Here is an 18,536-nt window from a genome sequence, read left to right as displayed (position 1 = left end):
TTATTGCGCAGCCTTACTTTTGGCTATATTTTGCTGATGTTCCTTATACGTTTTGGCAAATAGATGCCCAGACGAGCCATCCTTTTTCGTCACGTAGAATAGATACTCCGAAGCTTCCGGATTTAGCGCCGCTTCAATGGATGGAAGACTTGGACTGGCAATTGGACCTGGTGGCAGACCTTTATTCAGATACGTGTTATATGGACTTTGCACCTTCAGATCCTTGTAAAACAAGCGCTCCTTCGGCTTGTCGAGCAGATATTGCACGGTAGCATCAATCTCCAGCTTCATATCCTGATTGATCCGATTGTAGATTACACCTGCAACCAGAGCACGTTCCTCATCCACCACAACTTCTTTCTCTACAAGTGACGCTATTGTTAGCAACTCATGCAGAGAAAGGTTCTTTTCCTGCAGCTTGGCTTCCAAATCCGGAATAGAATTGATCTTGGTTTGAAACTCTTCCAGCATCCGTTGCATCACATCATGCGTGGAACTTCCTTTTTTCAGTTCATACGTCTCGGGGAACAGATATCCTTCCAATACGTAGCGAAGTTCTTCATCCACTGGAATATCATTGACGATATCTACATCGAAGGCAGAAGGATCATTGGCCAGCTTGATGAATTCATCCCGATCGACAACATGCTCATAAGAAAGCTTACCCGCCATTTGCAGCACGGTATAACCCTCCGGAATCGTGAACTTTACCATTTCCTCTGGTACAACTTCACCACTACTCAGCTTGCTAACAATCTCATCATATGTCACGCCAGGATTCATAGAATATGTACCCGCCATGAAATTGGACCCTAGTTTTTTCCACTTTAAATACCCTTTGAAGGCTAAACCGCTTCGAATGAGTCCTTCTTCTTGAAGCTGATCTGCGATTTTTGAAGTCCCCGATCCGCTCTTAATCTCGAATACGATCGGTTCTGTAGAAGCTTCCACGGGACGCATCATATTCCATACGTAACCACCTGCGCCTCCCGCAAGAACTACAATGATAAGCAGTATGACTACTATTGCTTTCCCTTTCAAAAAAGAAACAACTCCTTTACACAACCAAAAAGAGCGGACTTCTCCGCCCTCCCGGTTTCTTCAATTTGAAGCTGATTAATCTTCGTCAATGGGGAGTGTACATTCATCATACAGTTCCGAGATGTTCTCCCACTCATCATCATCGTCGATCGTAACTAACTCTGGCATGATCTGGTCTTCACTTCCAGGTGATACCCGCAGAAGTTCAACCTCGTCATAAGGTCGCAACGAACTGCGGAGCACCGCGTACTGCTGACCGTTCACTTCGAACTCAGCCAACAAGTCATACGGTTGTGATTTACCGTTCTCTTCCTCGAGCTCAACATGAGCACCGAATGCCAGACGCAGCGAATCTGTCCATTTCAGGTCTTTGCGGCTATATTCCGTCATTTAGTTCGCTTCCTCTTCATCATCTTCAGCAAGAAATGTATTAAACGTCTCCTCGACGATATCCCACTCGGCATCATCTTGGATGACGAAAAGTTTGATATCGTCGCCCTCTTCTTCATAACGGAATGCATATACATCCGTTTCGCCATCTTCAGGTTCAACCGGAGCAACCATCATGTACTTGGCCTCCGAACCGTCTACTTCAAACTTCATGATGACTTCGAATTCCTCTTCATTACCCTCGTCATCCGCAATGTAAATGATTTCCGCTTCTTCTTCCATACCCAGTTGATCTTCAGCCATTGTTGATCCCCCTCACCTTCTACTATTGGCATCCAAATAATTTTGCAAAATCAAGCTTGCGGCCATTTTGTCCACAACTTGCTTGCGTTTTTTCCGACTGACATCCGCTTCAATCAGCGTACGTTCTGCTGCCATGGTTGTCAGCCGTTCATCCCAAAGGTGAACAGGTAAATTCAGTTCATCCCGCAGGCGTTCGGCAAAAGCAATGCATATCTCACCGCGCGGTCCTACGGTGCCGTTCATGTTTTTGGGAAGTCCCACTACGATCTCACTAATCTCATGCTCACGCACAAGTTCGGCAATCCGAGCGAACTCGCCTTCATCACGGCGGCGTTCAAGTACTTCCAATCCCTGGGCAGTCCAACCGAAGGCGTCACTCGCGGCAACTCCGATTCTTCGGTCCCCATAGTCCAAACCTAATATTTTCATCCATGCTCTCCCATCCTGGGGCCTGCTCAGGTCGATTCAACATCGCCTTATCAAGCTTCAGGCTGTCTTCTGTCGGTTCATTTCCCGCTGCCTGCAAGGCTGCAACACAGCGGAAGCGGCGTACATTACCGGTGATTGGCCAGATAGGAACGTACAAGCTCTTCAATCAGCTCATCGCGCTCCTTTTTACGGACCAGACTACGTGCGTTGTTGTGACGAGGAATGTATGCCGGGTCTCCGGAAATCAGATACCCAACAATCTGGTTGATCGGATTATACTCCTTATCGACCAATGCATCATATACCGTGAGAAGAATCTCTTTGGATGATGCTTCCTGTTCGTCACCTTTCACATTAAATTTAACCGTCTTATCCATGGAGTCCATTGATGACACCTCGCTCCTGCATGAACATGGGGACCATGTCCTGCCGAATTGATTTCTGTTTATATAATAACATATTCTGACTGCCACAAGTAAACAAAGGATAAGGCAATTGTGTTTTTTGCTTGTCCTTTACCGGCTGCAGCATAATGCATCATTCGATTCCACATGCTCTCGGGTACAAAAATAAACGAACAAAACCTTTTCGATTTCATTTTTGACGATTGAAAGCCGCTTAATGGATTTATGCATTATGCCCGCTAACGAGTGAAACCGCCAGTTTCAGCGCTTCATCCAGCTTGGTGGCATCCTTGCCTCCGGCTTGCGCCATATCCGGACGTCCACCGCCACCGCCGCCGCATACTGCTGCGACTTCTTTGACGATTTTACCTGCATGCAATCCTTGTTTTACTTGTTCAGCAGGTACAGCTACAACAAAATTGACTTTGCCGTCGGCTGGAGCACCCAATACGAGTACCGCGTTAGGCAATTTTACTTTCAGCTCATCTGCCACTGTACGCAGTGCATCCATGTTCGGAGCATCTACGCGTGCTGCCAGCAATTGTGTATTTCCTGCTTGTACCACTTGATCGGTCAATTGACCCGCTTCCATGGCACTTAACTTGCTTTGCAGGGATTCAGTCTCTCTGGCTGCTTCTTTCAGTTGCAGGTTCAGACCTTCAATCCGTTTAGGTACATCAGCCACATTTGCTTTGAGCAGTGTTGCAGATTGCTTGAGCAGTTCCAACTGGCTTTCCACATACAGATATGCACCACGGCCAGTAACAGCTTCGATCCGACGAACGCCGGAGCCAATTCCGCTCTCGCTTACCAGTTTGAAGATTCCAATCTCTGAAGTATTATTTACGTGACAGCCGCCACAAAGTTCCAAACTGTAGTCTCCGACTTGAACAACACGTACAATATCTCCATATTTTTCGCCAAACAGGGCCATCGCACCCATTTCTTTCGCTTCATCAATAGCTTTCAGCTCGATGTTTACGTTCAGACGATTCCAGATCTGTTCGTTCACCTGACGCTCAATCTCTGTCAACTCTTCCGGCGTGATGCTGCCAAAGTGAGAGAAGTCAAACCGCAGACGCTGTGGCTCTACGAGTGACCCTGCCTGGTTTACGTGTGTGCCGAGCACATCTTTGAGTGCCTTGTGCAGCAAGTGCGTTGCCGTATGGTTTTTGATAATGTCGCCACGTTTCGCTGAATCTACTTCAGCGTTGATGACATCACCTACATGCAGTTCACCGGACTCCACAGTCACCAGATGTACATGTTGTCCAAGTGGAGCTTTGAACAGGCCTTGGACTTTCGCTGTTACACCAGCACCGCGCAGCAAGCCCTGATCACTCACTTGACCGCCACTTTCCGCATAGAACGGAGTCTTGTCCAGAACAACCTGACACGTTTGTCCTTCACCTACGGTTTCAACGAGGGCCTCACCAGCTACGATGGCTACCACTTTTGCTTCCGTCAACAGGTCAGTATAACCAACAAACTCGCTTTTAACCTCCAGGTCAGCAAGTGGTCCACCTTGGACTTTCATGCTCTCATTCTCTTGACGCCCTGCACGTCCAAGCTCACGCTGTTTCTGCATGGATGCATCGAAACCTTCACGGTCCACAGTCAGACCATGCTCTGCGGCATAATCTTCTGTCAGGTCAAACGGGAAACCGTACGTATCATACAGTTTGAAAGCTTCAGGTCCGCTAATAACAGTGCGTCCTTCGGATTTGGCAGTGCCGCTGATATCAGCCAGAATCGCCAGACCATCCGTGAGTGTTTCGTGGAAACGCTCTTCCTCGGTTTTGATTACTTTTGCGATGAATTCCTGTTTGTCCACTACTTCAGGGTAGTACATGCCCATAACTTCACCTACGGTTGTAGTCAGTTCATACAGGAATGGACGGTCAAGTCCAAGCACTTTTCCATAACGAACTGCACGACGGAGCAAGCGACGGATGACATATCCACGTCCTTCATTACTTGGCAGAACGCCATCCCCTACTGCAAAGGCAACGGTACGGATATGATCGGCAATGACTTTCAGGGCAACATCGATCTCTACGCTGTCATTATATTTTACACCCGCAAGAGCGGCTGTTCTTTGAATCATGGGTTGGAACAGGTCTGTGTCGAAGTTGGAATCCACATTTTGCAGAATGGAAGCAAAACGCTCCAGACCTGCACCTGTATCAATATTTTTGTTAGGAAGCGGTGTGTAGCTACCGTCCTTGTTATGGTTGAACTGGGAAAATACCAGGTTCCATACTTCCAGATAACGTTCATTTTCCCCGCCTGGATACATTTCCGGATCACTCATATCGTTTCCGTAAGCTTCGCCGCGGTCATAGAAGATTTCGGTACAGGGTCCACATGGGCCTTCGCCGATATCCCAGAAGTTCTCATCCAATTTAATGATACGCTCCGCAGGCAGCCCCACTTTTTCGTTCCACAGTTTGAATGCTTCCTCATCTTCCGGATATACCGTTACGGACAGGCGCTCCGGATCGAAACCGATCCACTCTTTGCTGGTCAGGAATTCCCACGCCCAAGTAACCGTCTCTTCCTTGAAATAATCTCCAATGGAGAAGTTGCCGAGCATTTCAAAGAATGTATGGTGTCTACGCGTTTTGCCGACATTCTCGATATCATTGGTACGAATACACTTTTGGGAGTTCGCAAGACGCGGGTTCTCCGGCTTCTCACGTCCGTCAAAATAAGGCTTAAGCGGTGCCATACCCGCATTGATCCACAGAAGGGAAGGATCGTTATGAGGCACGAGCGATGCGCTCGGCTCGATTTTGTGACCTTTACTTGCAAAAAACTCTATCCATTTGGACCGGATTTCACTGGCTTTCATACTGGATGCCCCCATTAATTATAATAGTCCGTTGCGTATTCGCTCCGGTTGGTCAACATTGTTTTTGTAAAAAGAAACACAAAAAACGCCCCTGAATAATCAGGGACGATGTTATCGCGGTACCACCCTGGTTATTGCTGTTCATCCCTTGCTGCCCGGACAAACAAACAATCTCCTCGTTCATGCGAAATAACGGTCGCTCCCGGCAGGGTTGTCCTGCACTCCGAAATTAGCTTTCTGCCGCTTCATCTTTCAAGACTCTTCCAGCCATCAGTTCAGGCTCACCCTGATCCGAAGAAGTCTATTCTCTGAGGAAAGGAACCCTCGGCGTACTTTATTTCATCATCGATTTCATGTTCTAAATATACCCCCTCATTATATCGGTAGCACAAGCGGGTGTCAACGCGGGTTAGTAGATGTTATAACGTTACTCATTAGTCGGTCCGTCGTTTGATGTAATAGGCGAAAAAGTGCTGCACAATCACCTTCAGTACGGCAAAAACGGGTACTGCCAGAATTAAACCTACAATGCCTGCCAGTTCGCCTCCGACAAGCAGTGCAAATATAATGGACAGGGGGTGCAGATGCAACGTACGTCCTACCACTTGAGGAGAAATAACGTTACTCTCCAATACCTGGCACAGTGTGTTCACAATGACAACGAACAGCACCATTTTAAATGATACGGTTGATGCCATGACCACAGCAGGCGCAGCTCCGAGGAACGGACCAAGATAGGGCACGATGTTAAACACAGCTACAATGCTTGCAAGCAGCAGGGCATACGGCATATCAATGATGACATAACCAATATAGGCAAAGATGCCAACAATGACACAGACTATAAACTGGCCTCGAATGTAGTTCCCCAGTGCGGTATCAATCTCTTTCATCACCGAGACAATCGCTTTACGACGTGAACGCGGAAGATACGCCACAATGGTGCGCTCAAATACCTCAAAGTCTTTTAACATGTAAAAGATCAAAAATGGTACGATAAACACATTGAATAACACATTAATGGTCGCCCCGATATTGTCCATTAGCACGGTAATCCCCTGAGTTAGTCGATCCTCCATCTGAAAGAACCAACTGTTCATGCCTGTTCGCACACTTGGCGGCATTAATTTGTAATCCATATTGTTCATCAGGCTCTGGGCACGCATGGACAGCTCCGGCATATGCTCGTTGAGTTCTTCCAGTTGTTCAATCAATACCGGGATCACATTCATCAGAATGACACCGATACAGGTCAGGAAAAAGGCATATATGAGCAGCACCGCAATCGTGCGCGGCACCTTTCTTCCTCCCAGCATGCTGACAATCGGATTAAGTACATAGGATATGATAAGGGCTACGATAAAGGGTGCCAGTACTGTTTTCAGGAATGCGTATATGTGAAGCAGTAAAGGCCGCAGCAGCCAGATAAAATATAAAATAATTAATCCGAGCAGCAGCCAGATCGCGTAACGGAACAGCTTGTTTTTGGTTAATTGCTCCACTTGCATCTCTCCTTTTGGACTGGCTCTGAGAGTCAGTATATGTAGGAAAGGTAATATTTATTAACACAGTGCAGAAGTGGAAGGAGCAATCCTAACATTTTTCTAAAGATTAAAAAACGCCTCCTTCATTAGAGAAGGAAGCGCATTTTGCAGTACGGGGTAGCATATAATTTATACCAGCCGAACCACTATGTAACCGCATCTATATACATCTGCCAACAATAAACGACAGTTTCCCACGACAGACATTGTCATGAAACCGCATATAGAGGAAGTTATCCTGCTTATTAAGAAGAAGCGTGGAGATGAGGGAAGTCTTGTGGCAACTCGTCCCCGAAAAACAGATCATCCAGGGAGCTCAGCGTACCGTCTTCTTCCACCTGATATACAGACATTTTCTCACCGTTCACCGTTAATTCGATAAAGCATCCCCAGCAATAAAACTGATGGGAACCAATTTTCCCGATATCTTTGGAACTACAGTTTGGACATTTCATAATTCATTCACCTATCCATTAACAGAATGAATGGCATTTTCCAAGCGTTGTTCACTCAGCGACGGCACCATAATGGCACTTTCCCCGATGGACATATCGCTTGTACATGGCAGCCATTTGCGGCCCTCAATCAGATCGGACACAAAACCGTCCGTAATTTCAATCCCTATTATTGTATTTCCCAACTCTTGGTCAAAATAAACATCGGAGACACGCCCAAGCAGCAAACCTTCTTCGGTGAGCACGGACATCTCCTTCAATTTAGAACGACCGAGGAGGTACGTGTATTTTATGTCGTCGGCTCCCGTCTTGCGGACAGCCTGTTGATTACGGATCATGACGGCATCTTCGCCGTAGGCAACGATATCTTGCCACTGCACGATTTTGACATGATTGGTAAACAGACCTTTGTTCTCAAGCTCAATGCCTTCGATCTCCCAATCATCATTCACAATGAAATCCTGGATTTTACCGACCTGCTTCCCGTCCTCAACATCAAAAACGGCAAGTCCGATCATTTCCTGAAGCTTCATCGCTGGGTCCCCCTCATCTTCTTATCATTAAATAGGCGCGGTGCTATTGCTAGGTATGCCCAAAGTTGATGAGTGGCAATCAGACACCGATCATCAAAACCGCTTCTATCCAACCGATGAAATGGAACTCCTTCCCTCCTTCTGTTCCATGAGTAAAGTTCCCCTTAGGGTCTATTACGCAGTCGTCCAAGAATGGTTCCAATTTTTTCGGCGGTTATCATGATTTCTTTCGTAGTATTACCCAATCCCCAGCTAAATCGAATCGCAGAGTGTAAAAATGTTTCAGGCAAGTTCATCGCTTTGAGCACATGAGAGACTTCAAGTGAACCGGAAGTGCAGGCCGAACCGCTTGCTACCGCAATCCCTTCCATATCCAGATTCATTAACATCGTCTCTGTGGACACTTCCGGAAAGCTGATATTCAGGATGTTTGGCAGCGTATGCTCCGGGTGTCCATTCACATGAAAGTGCTCCATCCCCACATGAATTTCAAGCTGTTCCAACAAAAGTTTACGCAATTCCAAATCATGCTCACGATGCGCATCCGATTGTGCGGATGCAATCTTGAGAGCCTCTGCAAATCCGGTAATACCTGCGATATTCTCCGTACCAGCGCGCCGCTGACGTTCTTGCAATCCACCGTGAGCTCTTGCTTCCAGCACAATTCCTCGCCGTACATAAAGTGCACCCACGCCCTGAGGTCCGTTGATTTTATGCGCAGAGAAGCTGATCATATCCACAGGAAGTTCCTTACAGGAAATATTCTGGCTGCCCAGAGCCTGAACTGCATCGGTATGGAAAAGGATATTATGCTGACGGGCAAGCTCACCGACCTCGCGTATCGGCTGAATAGTGCCTACTTCATTGTTGGCATACATCATGGTAATCAGCACCGTATCCGGCCGAATGGCCTCTCGCAACTCATCCAGATCTATTCGCCCATGACGATCCACAGACAGATAAGTTACTTCATAACCTTGCCGCTCCAATTCCTGACACGTATGCAAAACTGCATGGTGCTCAATTGCCGTCGTAATGACGTGCTTCCCTTTGTCCTGCCTTGCTGAGACTGCTCCGAAAATGGCCAGGTTGTCGCTCTCCGTTCCACCCCCGGTAAATACCAATTCGTCCGGGAAACAGCCCAAAGACGCCGCAATGACATCCCTTGCTCCGCTGACAGTCCGTTTGGCTTCACGCCCAAAGGCATGGATACTTGATGCATTGCCATATTGTCCTGTCATGACGTTCATCATCGCTTCTGCGACTTGTGGATGCATAGGTGTCGATGCGGCGTGATCCAAATAAATTCGTTTCATTTATCTTCACCCCGTTATTGTTAAATTTCTATCTCATAGCGTTCTATCTCATAGCGTACTGTCAAAATTGGAAATTGAAATGGATGCTCTATTGTCGCATCTTCGTGTATAATGTTCTATATCCATTTAAAAAAGGAGAGAGAGACATGAGTGATCCCATTCTCGGGCAGATTCTGAATCAACTTCAACAAATGGACAAACGGTTCGACAGCATCGACGTACGTCTTGAAAAGATGGAAGACAGACTAAATACCATGGAAAACAGATTAGATACCATGGATGGTAGATTGGACACCATAGATGGCAGATTGGACACCATAGAGGAACAAACTAAGAACATTCCACTTCTTCAACAAGCTGTTCTGGAAACATTGACCGTTACGAAACGCCTTGATGCTTCGCACCCCGCCTCTGAACGCAAATTAACTACCGAATTGAATACCCATCAGCACAGCATTGATATTTTGAATCGCCGTCAGTTACGCATGGAAGCTGATATAGAAACTTTAAAAAGTCGCTGATTCACAAGATATCCAGTTAAGTTCACACTTGACCAACTTGTAAATCCTCGGCTGATTACATAGTCCTTACTTCCCTGGAGCGATCTGTAGAAATTGAAGAACAAAGTCCCCATTGGTGCGTGTTCAAAAAAGTCTGGTTTTCAATGCCGAGAAGATCAGACTTTCTGAACTAACTCTATTGGCATGTCTAAAGCCCCCAAGTTGGGGGCTTTAGTTTGTCTTCTGTGATGCGAATTAGTCTTTAAATATAGAACATGTAGCTATCTTTTTTGTCCTGATCCTGGAATGTAATCAGATCTTTCAGTGTTGTGGAATCCAGTACTTCGGCAATGCCATCACGAATACGCAGCCATAGATCACGCTTCGCCGGATCATCTTCCTCCGTGAAGTCTACGGGTGAGATTGGCCCTTCCAGTACACGGATTACATCGCCTGCAGTTACGGTTGCAGGATCACCCGCAAGGATATAACCGCCGTAAGCTCCTCTGATGCTTTTCACAAGTCCTGCATTACGTAGTGGAGCGATCAGTTGCTCCAGGTAATGCTCCGAGAGCTGATTGCGCTCGGCAATGCTTTTAAGTGATGTAGGGCCTTCGCCTGTTCTGGCAGCAAGCTCCATCATGATTGTGAGGCCGTAACGGCCTTTTGTCGATATTTTCAAAGGAGTCACCTCTTTCAATTTTCAGTAACGATTGGAAACTTTATATTTTATCCTGCAGTCCATGACCGTTTGTTTCACGATCTGTCCACAGCAGAGATTCATAGAACTCATTTTTAACTTTCTAATTCTCCGTATTCCGATCATAACCCTCAGCTAATGTTAACATATCTGCATGCGTTATGGAAAAGAAAGATTGACGATATTCCAAAATGTGCGTCTGTGGTGGACACTATCCAAAATTGGCCGGGTGTATCGTATCTTGAGTCCGGTTATGCTAGAATAAGAAACGAAACACATTTATATATAGAAATGGTGATAACGATGTCCAAAACAATTGAAAATACACGGGTCGTCGTTGGCATGTCCGGGGGTGTCGATTCTTCCGTTACCGCGCTGCTGCTGAAAGAGCAAGGTTACGATGTCATCGGCATTTTCATGAAAAACTGGGATGACACCGACGAGTTCGGCCACTGTACCGCTGAAGAAGATTCAGAGGATGTACGCCGCGTATGTGAACAGATCGGCATTCCTTACTACACTGTCAACTTCGAGAAAGAATATTTTGATAAAGTATTTACCTATTTCCTTGATGAATATAAGTCGGGTCGCACGCCAAATCCGGATGTCATGTGTAATCGTGAGATCAAGTTTGGTGAATTCCTGAACAAAGCTCTTGATCTCGGCGCAGATTATGTAGCTACAGGACACTACGCTCGTCTGATTGAAGAAGATGGCACATTCAAGCTGCTACGTGGTGTGGACAACAATAAGGATCAGACGTATTTCCTTAACGCACTCAATCAGAATCAGCTGTCCAAAGCCATGTTCCCGATTGGTCACCTGCCCAAACCGGAAGTGCGCAAAATCGCAGAAGCCGCTGGCTTGTATACAGCCAAGAAAAAAGACAGCACAGGAGTCTGCTTTATCGGTGAGCGTAATTTCAAAGAGTTCCTGAGTAACTATCTGCCTGCCAAAGGTGGAGATATGGTTGACATCGCGACAGGTGAAGTCAAAGGCCGCCATGACGGTCTGATGTACTACACACTTGGACAACGCCAAGGTCTTGGCATTGGTGGTTCCGGCAATGGTGAACCCTGGTTCGTTGCAGACAAGAACTTGGAGAAAAATCAACTGCTTGTTGTTCAGGGCGATGCCCATGCAAGCCTGTACTCCACAGGTCTCACCGCAACGGGTGTGAACTGGATTGCCGGTGCAGAACATATGCCTAATGTGCCATACCGTTGTACGGCCAAGTTCCGCTATCGTCAACCGGATCAAGGTGTGACACTGACCTGGCAGGAAGATGGAAGCGTGGATGTACAATTTGATCAGCAGCAAAAAGCCATTACGCCAGGACAAGCCGTTGTTTTCTACGACGGAGAGGTCTGCCTGGGTGGGGGTACGATCGATAAGGTGCAAAAAGTACCTGTGCCCGCCATGCAATAATAGAGCTTTGTCCATTAAACTGCGGATTATACACAATACCGTGTATCCCTATTAAAAAAGCCGTCTTTCATGTATACCATGAAGGATGGCTTTTTTCCTGCTTTTCTTTGCAAAAAAAATAAAAATAGTTCGTTATGCAGTCAACCCGACTCCTGCCAAGGAGGCCAACACCCCAACGACAACCGAACTGACAACATAGAGCGCGGCACTTGCGTATCGTTGTCGCCCCACAAGTCCTAACGTTTCATAGCCAAACGTGGAGAATGTGGTGTACGCACCGCAGAACCCTGTTCCCCAGATCACCCAGATTGCATCTGAGATCATTGCAGATTGATGCCACCCGTATAACAACCCAAGCAACAGTGAACCACTGATGTTAATGATCCATGTTCCCCACGGGAAAGCCGTTCCCACCAAGCCAGAGACCCATTTTCCCAAACTGTAACGAAGCACTGCACCCAGCACACCTGCCAAACCAATCCATAGAATCATGAGGCATCACCCTCTTGTCTTCGTGCTCCCAACATACGCTGTCCAAGACGGATTCCGAGCGCACAGAGCAACAACCCTGCCAGTAGACTTACGATCATATACATCGAGGCTTGGAGCCATTCTCCCCCTTCGGATAAACGAACCATATCCAGTGTAAACGTGGAGAATGTCGTAAATGCGCCAGTAAAGCCGGTGCCAATCGCAAGTCGAAGTTGTGGTGTTATTTTGCCTGGCACAGCTATGGTAAAGAACCATCCCAAAAAAAGACTGCCCATCGCATTGATTAGCAGCACTGCCCAAGGGAACCCCCCATGGACAGTTGGTATAGCTAACTGTATGGCATAGCGGGTTAACGTACCTAGAAATCCACCCGCCCCTATATACAAAAGCTCTTTCATGTTGTGTGCATCTCCCGAATGATCTGTCTGTTCTTACAATTCCCTGCGTCGCTGCTGGTTCAGCCTGATCTTCGATTCGTTGCCTTGCTCCGTTGCCTCATAGAATACTCTACGTGAGAGCTGCTTTGGCAAATATTCTTGTCTCACATAATGCCCCGGATAATTGTGCGGATATTGATAGCCCTCATGTCCAAGCTTCACGGCACCCGAATAATGCGTATCTCGCAAATGAAGCGGAACTTCTGCCGACTTTACTTCATCGATGGCGTTCATGGCTTTGGAAATGGCGGTGTACACCGCATTGGATTTTGGACTTTCGACCGCGAACAGAATCGCCTGTGCAATGTTAAGCTTAGCTTCGGGCCAGCCGTTATTCCGATATGCATCAAGTGCTCCAATGGCCTGGGTCATGGCTTGCGGGTTCGCAAGTCCAATGTCTTCACTGCTTGCTGCAATCAGACGCCGAATGAAGGTCATTGGGTCCATACCAAGTTTCTCCACCGCGTATAGAAACCAGAACAATGCCGCATCACTGGAACCCCGAATACTCTTGTGAAATGCAGAAAGCACATCATACTGGGTCGATTCATCCGCCTTAACAATGGGGCGCCGAATAGACTCTTCTGCTACACCAAGCGTAATATGAATCGATCCATCACTCTCTGGTGGCGTCGTCAACGCAGCCAGCTCAAGTGCGTTAAGCGCACGCCGAATATCCCCGTTGGCCATCGTTGCAATATGCTCAAGCGCCTCATCGTCCGCCTGTAGTTCCATGAACCCCAGACCTTTGCCCGCATCACTTAATGCTCTGCGCATTGCAATAAGGGAGTGATCCTTGTTCAGCGATTCCAGCTGGAACAGAGTGGAACGGCTCATCAAGGCCCCATTGACGTAATGAAAGGGGTTCTCTGTTGTCGCGCCGATAAAAATAATCGTTCCCTTCTCTACCGCTGGCAAAAGCGCATCCTGACGTGAACTGTTAAACCGGTGTACCTCATCGAGGAACAGAATGGTTTTGGTTCCATACAGCTGTTTATTCGTTTGGGCCTGTTCAATAACTTCACGCACATCCTTGACGGAAGCTTCCACTGCATTCAAGCGAACGAACTGTCCTTGCGTTTGTTGAGAAATAATATGTGCCAGGGTTGTCTTGCCACATCCTGGGGGACCGTATAACAAGATGGACGAAATCTGGTCAGCCTCAATGGCGCGACGGAGCAATTTCCCGGGTCCAATAATATGTTCCTGTCCAATATATTCATCCAGATGCTCTGGCCGCATACGGTCCGCGAGCAATCTGGCTTGTGGTTTTGAGTCCTGCTGAAACGAAAATAAATCCATTGCTCATCACTTCCTTAACGGATTGACTTAACTTGTGTACATTTACACTTCTGATGTATTACCACTCTCTATCATATCATACTCCCGCGGTAACATAGCCATAAATGCGCCAAGCGCACTGCTGACAAACGCATCCTTGCGTGTAATAAAACGAGTCATCATTCGGCTTATGCCAGAAGGGAGCGAATGTTTGCGAAGATTTCCACTTGCGATTTGCTGCCGAATCACAATTTCGGGTAACAGGGAAATCCCCATCCCAGACGTTACTCCACTAATAATCGCCTCCAGCGTTCCAAACTCCATAATCACTGGACGATTTACCCCACTTGAGAGCAACCACTCCTCTAAAATCTGTCGGTAGGAGCATCCCATGCTGTAAACAAGGATCGGTTTACGCGTGAGTTCTTCTTCTGGGCCCACACCCGACGAGACCACAAACAATTCTTCATCAAATACATCCACGGAGTCGATATCGGGATGATCACAGGAACAACCAATGAAGGCTCCTTCCAATTCATACCCAATGACTTGATCAATAAGCATCTGCGAATTGCCCGTAGCCAGTGACAAGGACACGTCCGGATACTGTTTATAATATTTTGCAAAAAGCTTAGGTAAACGAACCGCTGCGGCAGTCTGTATAGAACCTATTCGCAACGGCCCCGATGGTGTACTCGTCGCCCGAAGCGCCTTGGAAGCATCATTCAGCAAACCAATAATTTTATCCGCATAGGTCAGCAGCATCTCTCCGGCTGGAGATAACGTCATGCCTCGGTTATGACGAATAAACAACGTTGTACCCACTTCTGCCTCCAGATGCCTGATGCGTGCCGTTACGTTGGATTGAACGTATCCCAACTTAGACGCAGCTTTGGTCAGATTTCCTTCCTGTGCAACACACTGAAATATTCTAAGATCCCCACTCTCCATGTTCCCCCCACTCTGACATCATTCAAAATGATATCCACTTCATTACCAATCATTATACTTCATCTGCAAACCGGACTACAATTCATGTAGACCCCAACCCAGTCCTCTGACTGGGTGATGATAAGGAGTGTTCAGCATGACATACTGGAAAAATAAAGTTGCTTTGATCACAGATACCCGCACCATAACCCCCTTGAAGTATACAATCTTAATCATTTTAACAACGCTAATCATGGGTACTTCTTTTCCAGTTGGCAAAATCGGCATGTTATATGCTCCACCTTTCCTGCTCATGGGCATACGTTATATCGTAGCAGGTGCTTTGATGGCCTTGTTCCTTCGTAAACATCCTTTGCCTACCGAGTGGAGTTCTTGGTTGAAAATAATCCTCATTGGTCTGTTCCAATCCGCAGGAGTGATGGGCTGCGCCTACTACAGCATGAACTGGATTACATCCGGGGAATCCGCCATTATTACATTTACCAATCCGTTACTGGTCATTATCCTCAGTGCTCTCTTATATAGACTTAGCTACCGCTTCAGTCAGTGGATCGGTGTTATGCTTGGTTTCATGGGGATTATGTTAACCTTCGGATGGCAAATGAGCTTTAGTCCTGGAACCTGGATTGGATTTGGTGGTGCGATCTCCTTTGCCGTGTCCACATTGCTCATCAAACGCTGGGGCGATGGCTATGATACTTTTGTCTTAACAGCCTATCAGTTGCTCGCGGGAGGTGCAGCGCTTCTGCTGCTGAGCGTATGGACTGAACACCCTCACTTTATGGTGAATACGACTTCGGTTATGGTGCTGTTCTGGTTAACGCTTGTTTGCTCCATCATCCAGTTCTCACTCTGGTTTTATTTATTGCAGCATAGCGATCCAGCCCAAACCAGTTCCTATCTGTTCCTGGCACCGTTCTTTGGTGTATTGTCGAGTTGGATTTTGCTGGGAGAGCATGTCCAGTGGTTTGCATTGGCAGGTGGTTTACTCATTGGTGTTGGCATATTCCTGGTAAACCGTCGCTCATCCAGAATGAGAAATAGAGTAACCTAACTAACTCCCCCTGTCTTTCTTCCTGAAAAACTTAAGCGATTCTTGCACAAAAGTAAAAAAAAGCATGCGCTTATGGGACAATTCCCCATGAACGTCATGCCTTTTATACGTTGAAAAACTTTATTCACCCAAGCTCAGGCCAACCCTGAATGGTTACAGGCTCGCCTTCTGAATTATGTGTTGCAGCCGCATATTCTGGCAAATCACCCTCGTGGAACAACCACAATTCGTGCAAGGCCCTTGTACAGCCAACATACAACAGCTTTGCATCACCCGCATTTGGCAGATAATGCTTATGGTCTACATCTGCCACAATAGCAGCATCAAACTCCAACCCTTTGGACAGATAAACTGGTAAAACGGAGTGTCCACCCGTGTACTGCTTTTTGCCACCATCGATCAGGTTTAGATCCCAGCCTGCGGCCTGTAATTCACGATGAAGTTCCTCTGCTTCATGCAGTGTACGGGTCAGGATGGAGACCGTTCGGTAGTCTTTGACGGTTAACACCTTCAAAGCCTCTTCAAGACTCGCCGTCCGCCCTTCGCCTCCATAAGCTAATGTCCGCACCGGATCACCACTACGGAAAACAGGAATCGCCGTAATTCCGCTCTTGACGCCACTTTCCAGAATCGTATTGGCATAGTCGATAATTTCCATTGTTGAACGATAACTTCGGGTCAATGCAAAGTATGCATTCTGTTCCTCAGGAAACAGAGAACTCATCTCTTCCCATGCATGAACACCACGGTACTCATGAATGCCTTGGGACAAGTCACCCAGTATGGTAAAGGAATGCCCTTTGACGAACTGGTCCAATAACGCCACATGAAAAGGCGAAAAGTCCTGCGCTTCATCAATCACGACATGATCGAACCGCTCCGAACCCTCAATATCATGGACCAATGTATGAATGTATACCAATGCAGGCAAATCCTCTTCGCGGACGATATCCTCCTTCAGGTCTGCTGCCGTTTGTTTCATGACTGGTTTTGGAATAAGCCCGCTGAGCGAGGCTGGCACAGAACCGCCCTTTGCAGCTTTAAATAGCTGTTTATATAACGTAAGCGGCTCATATTGAGGCCATTTTTTGGCATAGGCTTTCTCACGGGTGGCTGCTTTTTTCTTGCGTTCTTTGCGGATAGCCTCTGGCATCGGTTTCTTAAGTTCCATCTCAATCCAGCGGTGAACGCGCGCCATGACCCTTTCTTTGCGTTTGGCCAGCGGATAATGTTTGTATTCCTCACCGAACCAGTTCTCGATCTCCGTCTTGCTGAGCACCTTACCATCCCATGGACTGAAGTCCATATCCGGTACAGAATCCGCTTCCATCCCTGACAGCCACTCTCGAATAAGCTCCATGAAACGAATCGATCCTTTGTAACGTCCAGGTACGTCATCATTCAATTCAGGCCGCGCATCTGGTGTTTCGAACCAGGTGTTGAGCGTATCCGACGTATTCGCCAAAGGCATCTCCAGCCCCAGCAGGTTCATCGCCCAATCCGGGAATGTCCGCTGCTGGATGTCCCCTACTCCGAGTTCCGGGAGCACATCCGAGATGTAATCCAGAAACATGTGGTTGGGTGCAAAAATAACCATTTTCTCCGCAGATACCTGCTCCTTGTACTGATACAGCAAAAAGGCCAGCCGATGCAGGGCAACTGTTGTTTTACCGGATCCGGCTACACCCTGGATGATCAATGCGGTGTTTCTCGCCGCACGAATGATCAGATCCTGCTCCGCCTGAATCGTGGATACGATATCACGGAGTTTGTTATCCTTGTTCTCTCCCAGACGATAAACGAGGAATTCATCCGATACCGCTGGCTGGTCGCTGTCACGGTTATATGTATCCGCTACACGTTCCAATATCCGTTGCCGAATGACAACGTTTCGTTTCAGGTACACCAGGCCTTCAATAAGCCCTTCCGGGGCTTCATACGTAGCGGAGGCTTCGCCTCCCGTAAATGAGTAAAACAGGCTGGCGACAGGAGCACGCCAGTCGATGACGAGCGGATGCTCTCCCATCTCTTCGCGGTCTACGCCGATTTTGCCAATATACAGCGGTTTCCGTGCACCACTGCCCTGTTCTTCGAAATCCAAGCGTCCGAAATAGGGTTGCTGCGCGCTCTTGGACAAGGCGGTGCGGCGCTCTTCGCGTCCAGCTTCCAGCACTTGTTCTGTGAAGTCGTGGCCGGTATACACCGGAATATTTTGCAGTCGTTCCAACTGACTGTCCACTTCCTCCATCGTTCGCTCTAACCTGTACTCTTCTTCTTGATAGGCACTTTGAAAGCTGTCTGACATGTTTCAGTTACCTCCTAAGAATATGTTTTGCTCTGCATCGCCCAGATCTGGCAATACAAAAGGATACTTACTATATCATATAGGGCTATTGAAAGCCACATCCGTTTTGTAGGCTTACT

Annotated in this window: 19 protein-coding genes; 3 read left to right on the top strand and 16 right to left on the bottom strand. The window is 47.3% G+C overall.

What is annotated here, in order from left to right; translation table 11 throughout:
* The 10 genes from mltG to ACTHPG_RS14270 form a co-directional block, all read right to left on the bottom strand.
* Positions 1–1,041, bottom strand: coding sequence for an endolytic transglycosylase MltG (mltG, locus tag ACTHPG_RS14315; RefSeq protein WP_440390278.1), 1,041 nt, complete (start codon positions 1,039–1,041; stop codon positions 1–3).
* Positions 1,042–1,116: 75 nt separating this feature from the next.
* Positions 1,117–1,431 carry a DUF1292 domain-containing protein gene (locus ACTHPG_RS14310; protein WP_047844066.1) on the bottom strand — a complete coding sequence of 105 codons (315 nt, stop codon included), beginning with the start codon at positions 1,429–1,431 and terminating at the stop codon, positions 1,117–1,119.
* On the bottom strand, positions 1,432–1,734 hold the full coding sequence (locus tag ACTHPG_RS14305; RefSeq protein WP_278298550.1) for a DUF1292 domain-containing protein: 303 nt from the start codon (positions 1,732–1,734) through the stop codon (positions 1,432–1,434).
* A gap of 12 nt (positions 1,735–1,746) precedes the next feature.
* The gene (ruvX, locus tag ACTHPG_RS14300; protein ID WP_062835871.1) at positions 1,747–2,163 is read right to left on the bottom strand and encodes a Holliday junction resolvase RuvX; all 417 of its coding nucleotides are present in this window, start codon (positions 2,161–2,163) and stop codon (positions 1,747–1,749) included.
* A gap of 125 nt (positions 2,164–2,288) precedes the next feature.
* Positions 2,289–2,549 carry an IreB family regulatory phosphoprotein gene (locus ACTHPG_RS14295; RefSeq protein WP_036616950.1) on the bottom strand — a complete coding sequence of 87 codons (261 nt, stop codon included), beginning with the start codon at positions 2,547–2,549 and terminating at the stop codon, positions 2,289–2,291.
* 241 nt (positions 2,550–2,790) lie between these two features.
* Complete coding sequence (gene alaS, locus ACTHPG_RS14290) at positions 2,791–5,421, bottom strand: alanine--tRNA ligase (protein WP_440390277.1); 2,631 nt, start codon at positions 5,419–5,421, stop codon at positions 2,791–2,793.
* Between the two features lie 434 nt (positions 5,422–5,855).
* Positions 5,856–6,923 (bottom strand): AI-2E family transporter, encoded by a 1,068-nt coding sequence (locus ACTHPG_RS14285; protein WP_440390276.1) that lies wholly within the window; start codon positions 6,921–6,923, stop codon positions 5,856–5,858.
* Positions 6,924–7,210: 287 nt separating this feature from the next.
* Positions 7,211–7,420 carry a hypothetical protein gene (locus ACTHPG_RS14280; protein WP_017686815.1) on the bottom strand — a complete coding sequence of 70 codons (210 nt, stop codon included), beginning with the start codon at positions 7,418–7,420 and terminating at the stop codon, positions 7,211–7,213.
* Positions 7,421–7,431: 11 nt separating this feature from the next.
* The gene (locus ACTHPG_RS14275) at positions 7,432–7,953 is read right to left on the bottom strand and encodes a PRC-barrel domain-containing protein (RefSeq protein WP_017686814.1); all 522 of its coding nucleotides are present in this window, start codon (positions 7,951–7,953) and stop codon (positions 7,432–7,434) included.
* A 164-nt stretch (positions 7,954–8,117) separates the two neighbouring features.
* Positions 8,118–9,269 (bottom strand): cysteine desulfurase family protein, encoded by a 1,152-nt coding sequence (locus ACTHPG_RS14270; protein ID WP_440390275.1) that lies wholly within the window; start codon positions 9,267–9,269, stop codon positions 8,118–8,120.
* A 146-nt stretch (positions 9,270–9,415) separates the two neighbouring features.
* Between ACTHPG_RS14270 and ACTHPG_RS14265 the strand changes: the two genes are divergently transcribed.
* A complete protein-coding gene (locus tag ACTHPG_RS14265; RefSeq protein ID WP_440390274.1) occupies positions 9,416–9,790 on the top strand; it encodes a hypothetical protein in 375 nt (124 codons plus the stop codon).
* A gap of 241 nt (positions 9,791–10,031) precedes the next feature.
* Here ACTHPG_RS14265 and cymR read toward each other — a convergent pair whose 3' ends face one another.
* Positions 10,032–10,451: a cysteine metabolism transcriptional regulator CymR gene (gene cymR, locus ACTHPG_RS14260; RefSeq protein WP_076212458.1), complete on the bottom strand. Its 420-nt coding sequence runs from the start codon at positions 10,449–10,451 to the stop codon at positions 10,032–10,034.
* Positions 10,452–10,772: 321 nt separating this feature from the next.
* Here cymR and mnmA point away from each other — a divergent pair, with 321 nt between their 5' ends.
* Entirely contained in the window at positions 10,773–11,897 is a 1,125-nt protein-coding gene (gene mnmA, locus ACTHPG_RS14255; RefSeq protein ID WP_440390273.1) for a tRNA 2-thiouridine(34) synthase MnmA, read from the top strand.
* A gap of 132 nt (positions 11,898–12,029) precedes the next feature.
* Here mnmA and crcB read toward each other — a convergent pair whose 3' ends face one another.
* From crcB to ACTHPG_RS14235, 4 genes are read right to left on the bottom strand one after another with little or no spacing between them, the layout of a single operon-like run.
* Positions 12,030–12,389, bottom strand: coding sequence for a fluoride efflux transporter CrcB (gene crcB, locus ACTHPG_RS14250; RefSeq protein ID WP_440390272.1), 360 nt, complete (start codon positions 12,387–12,389; stop codon positions 12,030–12,032).
* Complete coding sequence (locus tag ACTHPG_RS14245) at positions 12,386–12,787, bottom strand: fluoride efflux transporter FluC (protein ID WP_440390271.1); 402 nt, start codon at positions 12,785–12,787, stop codon at positions 12,386–12,388. Before ACTHPG_RS14245 ends, crcB begins: the two co-directional genes overlap by 4 nt.
* A gap of 33 nt (positions 12,788–12,820) precedes the next feature.
* Entirely contained in the window at positions 12,821–14,128 is a 1,308-nt protein-coding gene (locus ACTHPG_RS14240) for a replication-associated recombination protein A (RefSeq protein ID WP_440390270.1), read from the bottom strand.
* A gap of 42 nt (positions 14,129–14,170) precedes the next feature.
* Positions 14,171–15,058 (bottom strand): LysR family transcriptional regulator, encoded by an 888-nt coding sequence (locus ACTHPG_RS14235; RefSeq protein ID WP_440390269.1) that lies wholly within the window; start codon positions 15,056–15,058, stop codon positions 14,171–14,173.
* Positions 15,059–15,194: 136 nt separating this feature from the next.
* On the opposite strand from ACTHPG_RS14235, the gene ACTHPG_RS14230 reads away from it, so the two are divergent.
* Positions 15,195–16,112: a DMT family transporter gene (locus ACTHPG_RS14230; protein ID WP_440390268.1), complete on the top strand. Its 918-nt coding sequence runs from the start codon at positions 15,195–15,197 to the stop codon at positions 16,110–16,112.
* Positions 16,113–16,236: 124 nt separating this feature from the next.
* Here the strand turns inward: ACTHPG_RS14230 and ACTHPG_RS14225 are convergent, their stop codons facing one another.
* Positions 16,237–18,417 carry a HelD family protein gene (locus ACTHPG_RS14225; RefSeq protein ID WP_440390267.1) on the bottom strand — a complete coding sequence of 727 codons (2,181 nt, stop codon included), beginning with the start codon at positions 18,415–18,417 and terminating at the stop codon, positions 16,237–16,239.
* Positions 18,418–18,536: the final 119 nt, after the last annotated feature.

This window comes from Paenibacillus sp. SAF-068 (assembly GCF_051967555.1).
Taxonomy (GTDB): Bacteria; Bacillota; Bacilli; order Paenibacillales; family Paenibacillaceae; genus Paenibacillus.
Note: the sequence above shows the minus strand (reverse complement) of the source record. Positions and strands in the feature narration are given on the sequence as shown.

Coding starts and splice junctions, on each gene's coding strand:
- ACTHPG_RS14310 (WP_047844066.1), bottom strand. CDS start 1,431: ATGACGGAATATAGCCGCAAAGACCTGAAATGGACAGATTCGCTGCGT.
- ACTHPG_RS14305 (WP_278298550.1), bottom strand. CDS start 1,734: ATGGCTGAAGATCAACTGGGTATGGAAGAAGAAGCGGAAATCATTTAC.
- ruvX (WP_062835871.1), bottom strand. CDS start 2,163: ATGAAAATATTAGGTTTGGACTATGGGGACCGAAGAATCGGAGTTGCC.
- ACTHPG_RS14295 (WP_036616950.1), bottom strand. CDS start 2,549: ATGGACTCCATGGATAAGACGGTTAAATTTAATGTGAAAGGTGACGAA.
- alaS (WP_440390277.1), bottom strand. CDS start 5,421: ATGAAAGCCAGTGAAATCCGGTCCAAATGGATAGAGTTTTTTGCAAGT.
- ACTHPG_RS14280 (WP_017686815.1), bottom strand. CDS start 7,420: ATGAAATGTCCAAACTGTAGTTCCAAAGATATCGGGAAAATTGGTTCC.
- ACTHPG_RS14275 (WP_017686814.1), bottom strand. CDS start 7,953: ATGAAGCTTCAGGAAATGATCGGACTTGCCGTTTTTGATGTTGAGGAC.
- ACTHPG_RS14270 (WP_440390275.1), bottom strand. CDS start 9,269: ATGAAACGAATTTATTTGGATCACGCCGCATCGACACCTATGCATCCA.
- ACTHPG_RS14265 (WP_440390274.1), top strand. CDS start 9,416: ATGAGTGATCCCATTCTCGGGCAGATTCTGAATCAACTTCAACAAATG.
- mnmA (WP_440390273.1), top strand. CDS start 10,773: ATGTCCAAAACAATTGAAAATACACGGGTCGTCGTTGGCATGTCCGGG.
- crcB (WP_440390272.1), bottom strand. CDS start 12,389: ATGATTCTATGGATTGGTTTGGCAGGTGTGCTGGGTGCAGTGCTTCGT.
- ACTHPG_RS14245 (WP_440390271.1), bottom strand. CDS start 12,787: ATGAAAGAGCTTTTGTATATAGGGGCGGGTGGATTTCTAGGTACGTTA.
- ACTHPG_RS14240 (WP_440390270.1), bottom strand. CDS start 14,128: ATGGATTTATTTTCGTTTCAGCAGGACTCAAAACCACAAGCCAGATTG.
- ACTHPG_RS14235 (WP_440390269.1), bottom strand. CDS start 15,058: ATGGAGAGTGGGGATCTTAGAATATTTCAGTGTGTTGCACAGGAAGGA.
- ACTHPG_RS14230 (WP_440390268.1), top strand. CDS start 15,195: ATGACATACTGGAAAAATAAAGTTGCTTTGATCACAGATACCCGCACC.
- ACTHPG_RS14225 (WP_440390267.1), bottom strand. CDS start 18,417: ATGTCAGACAGCTTTCAAAGTGCCTATCAAGAAGAAGAGTACAGGTTA.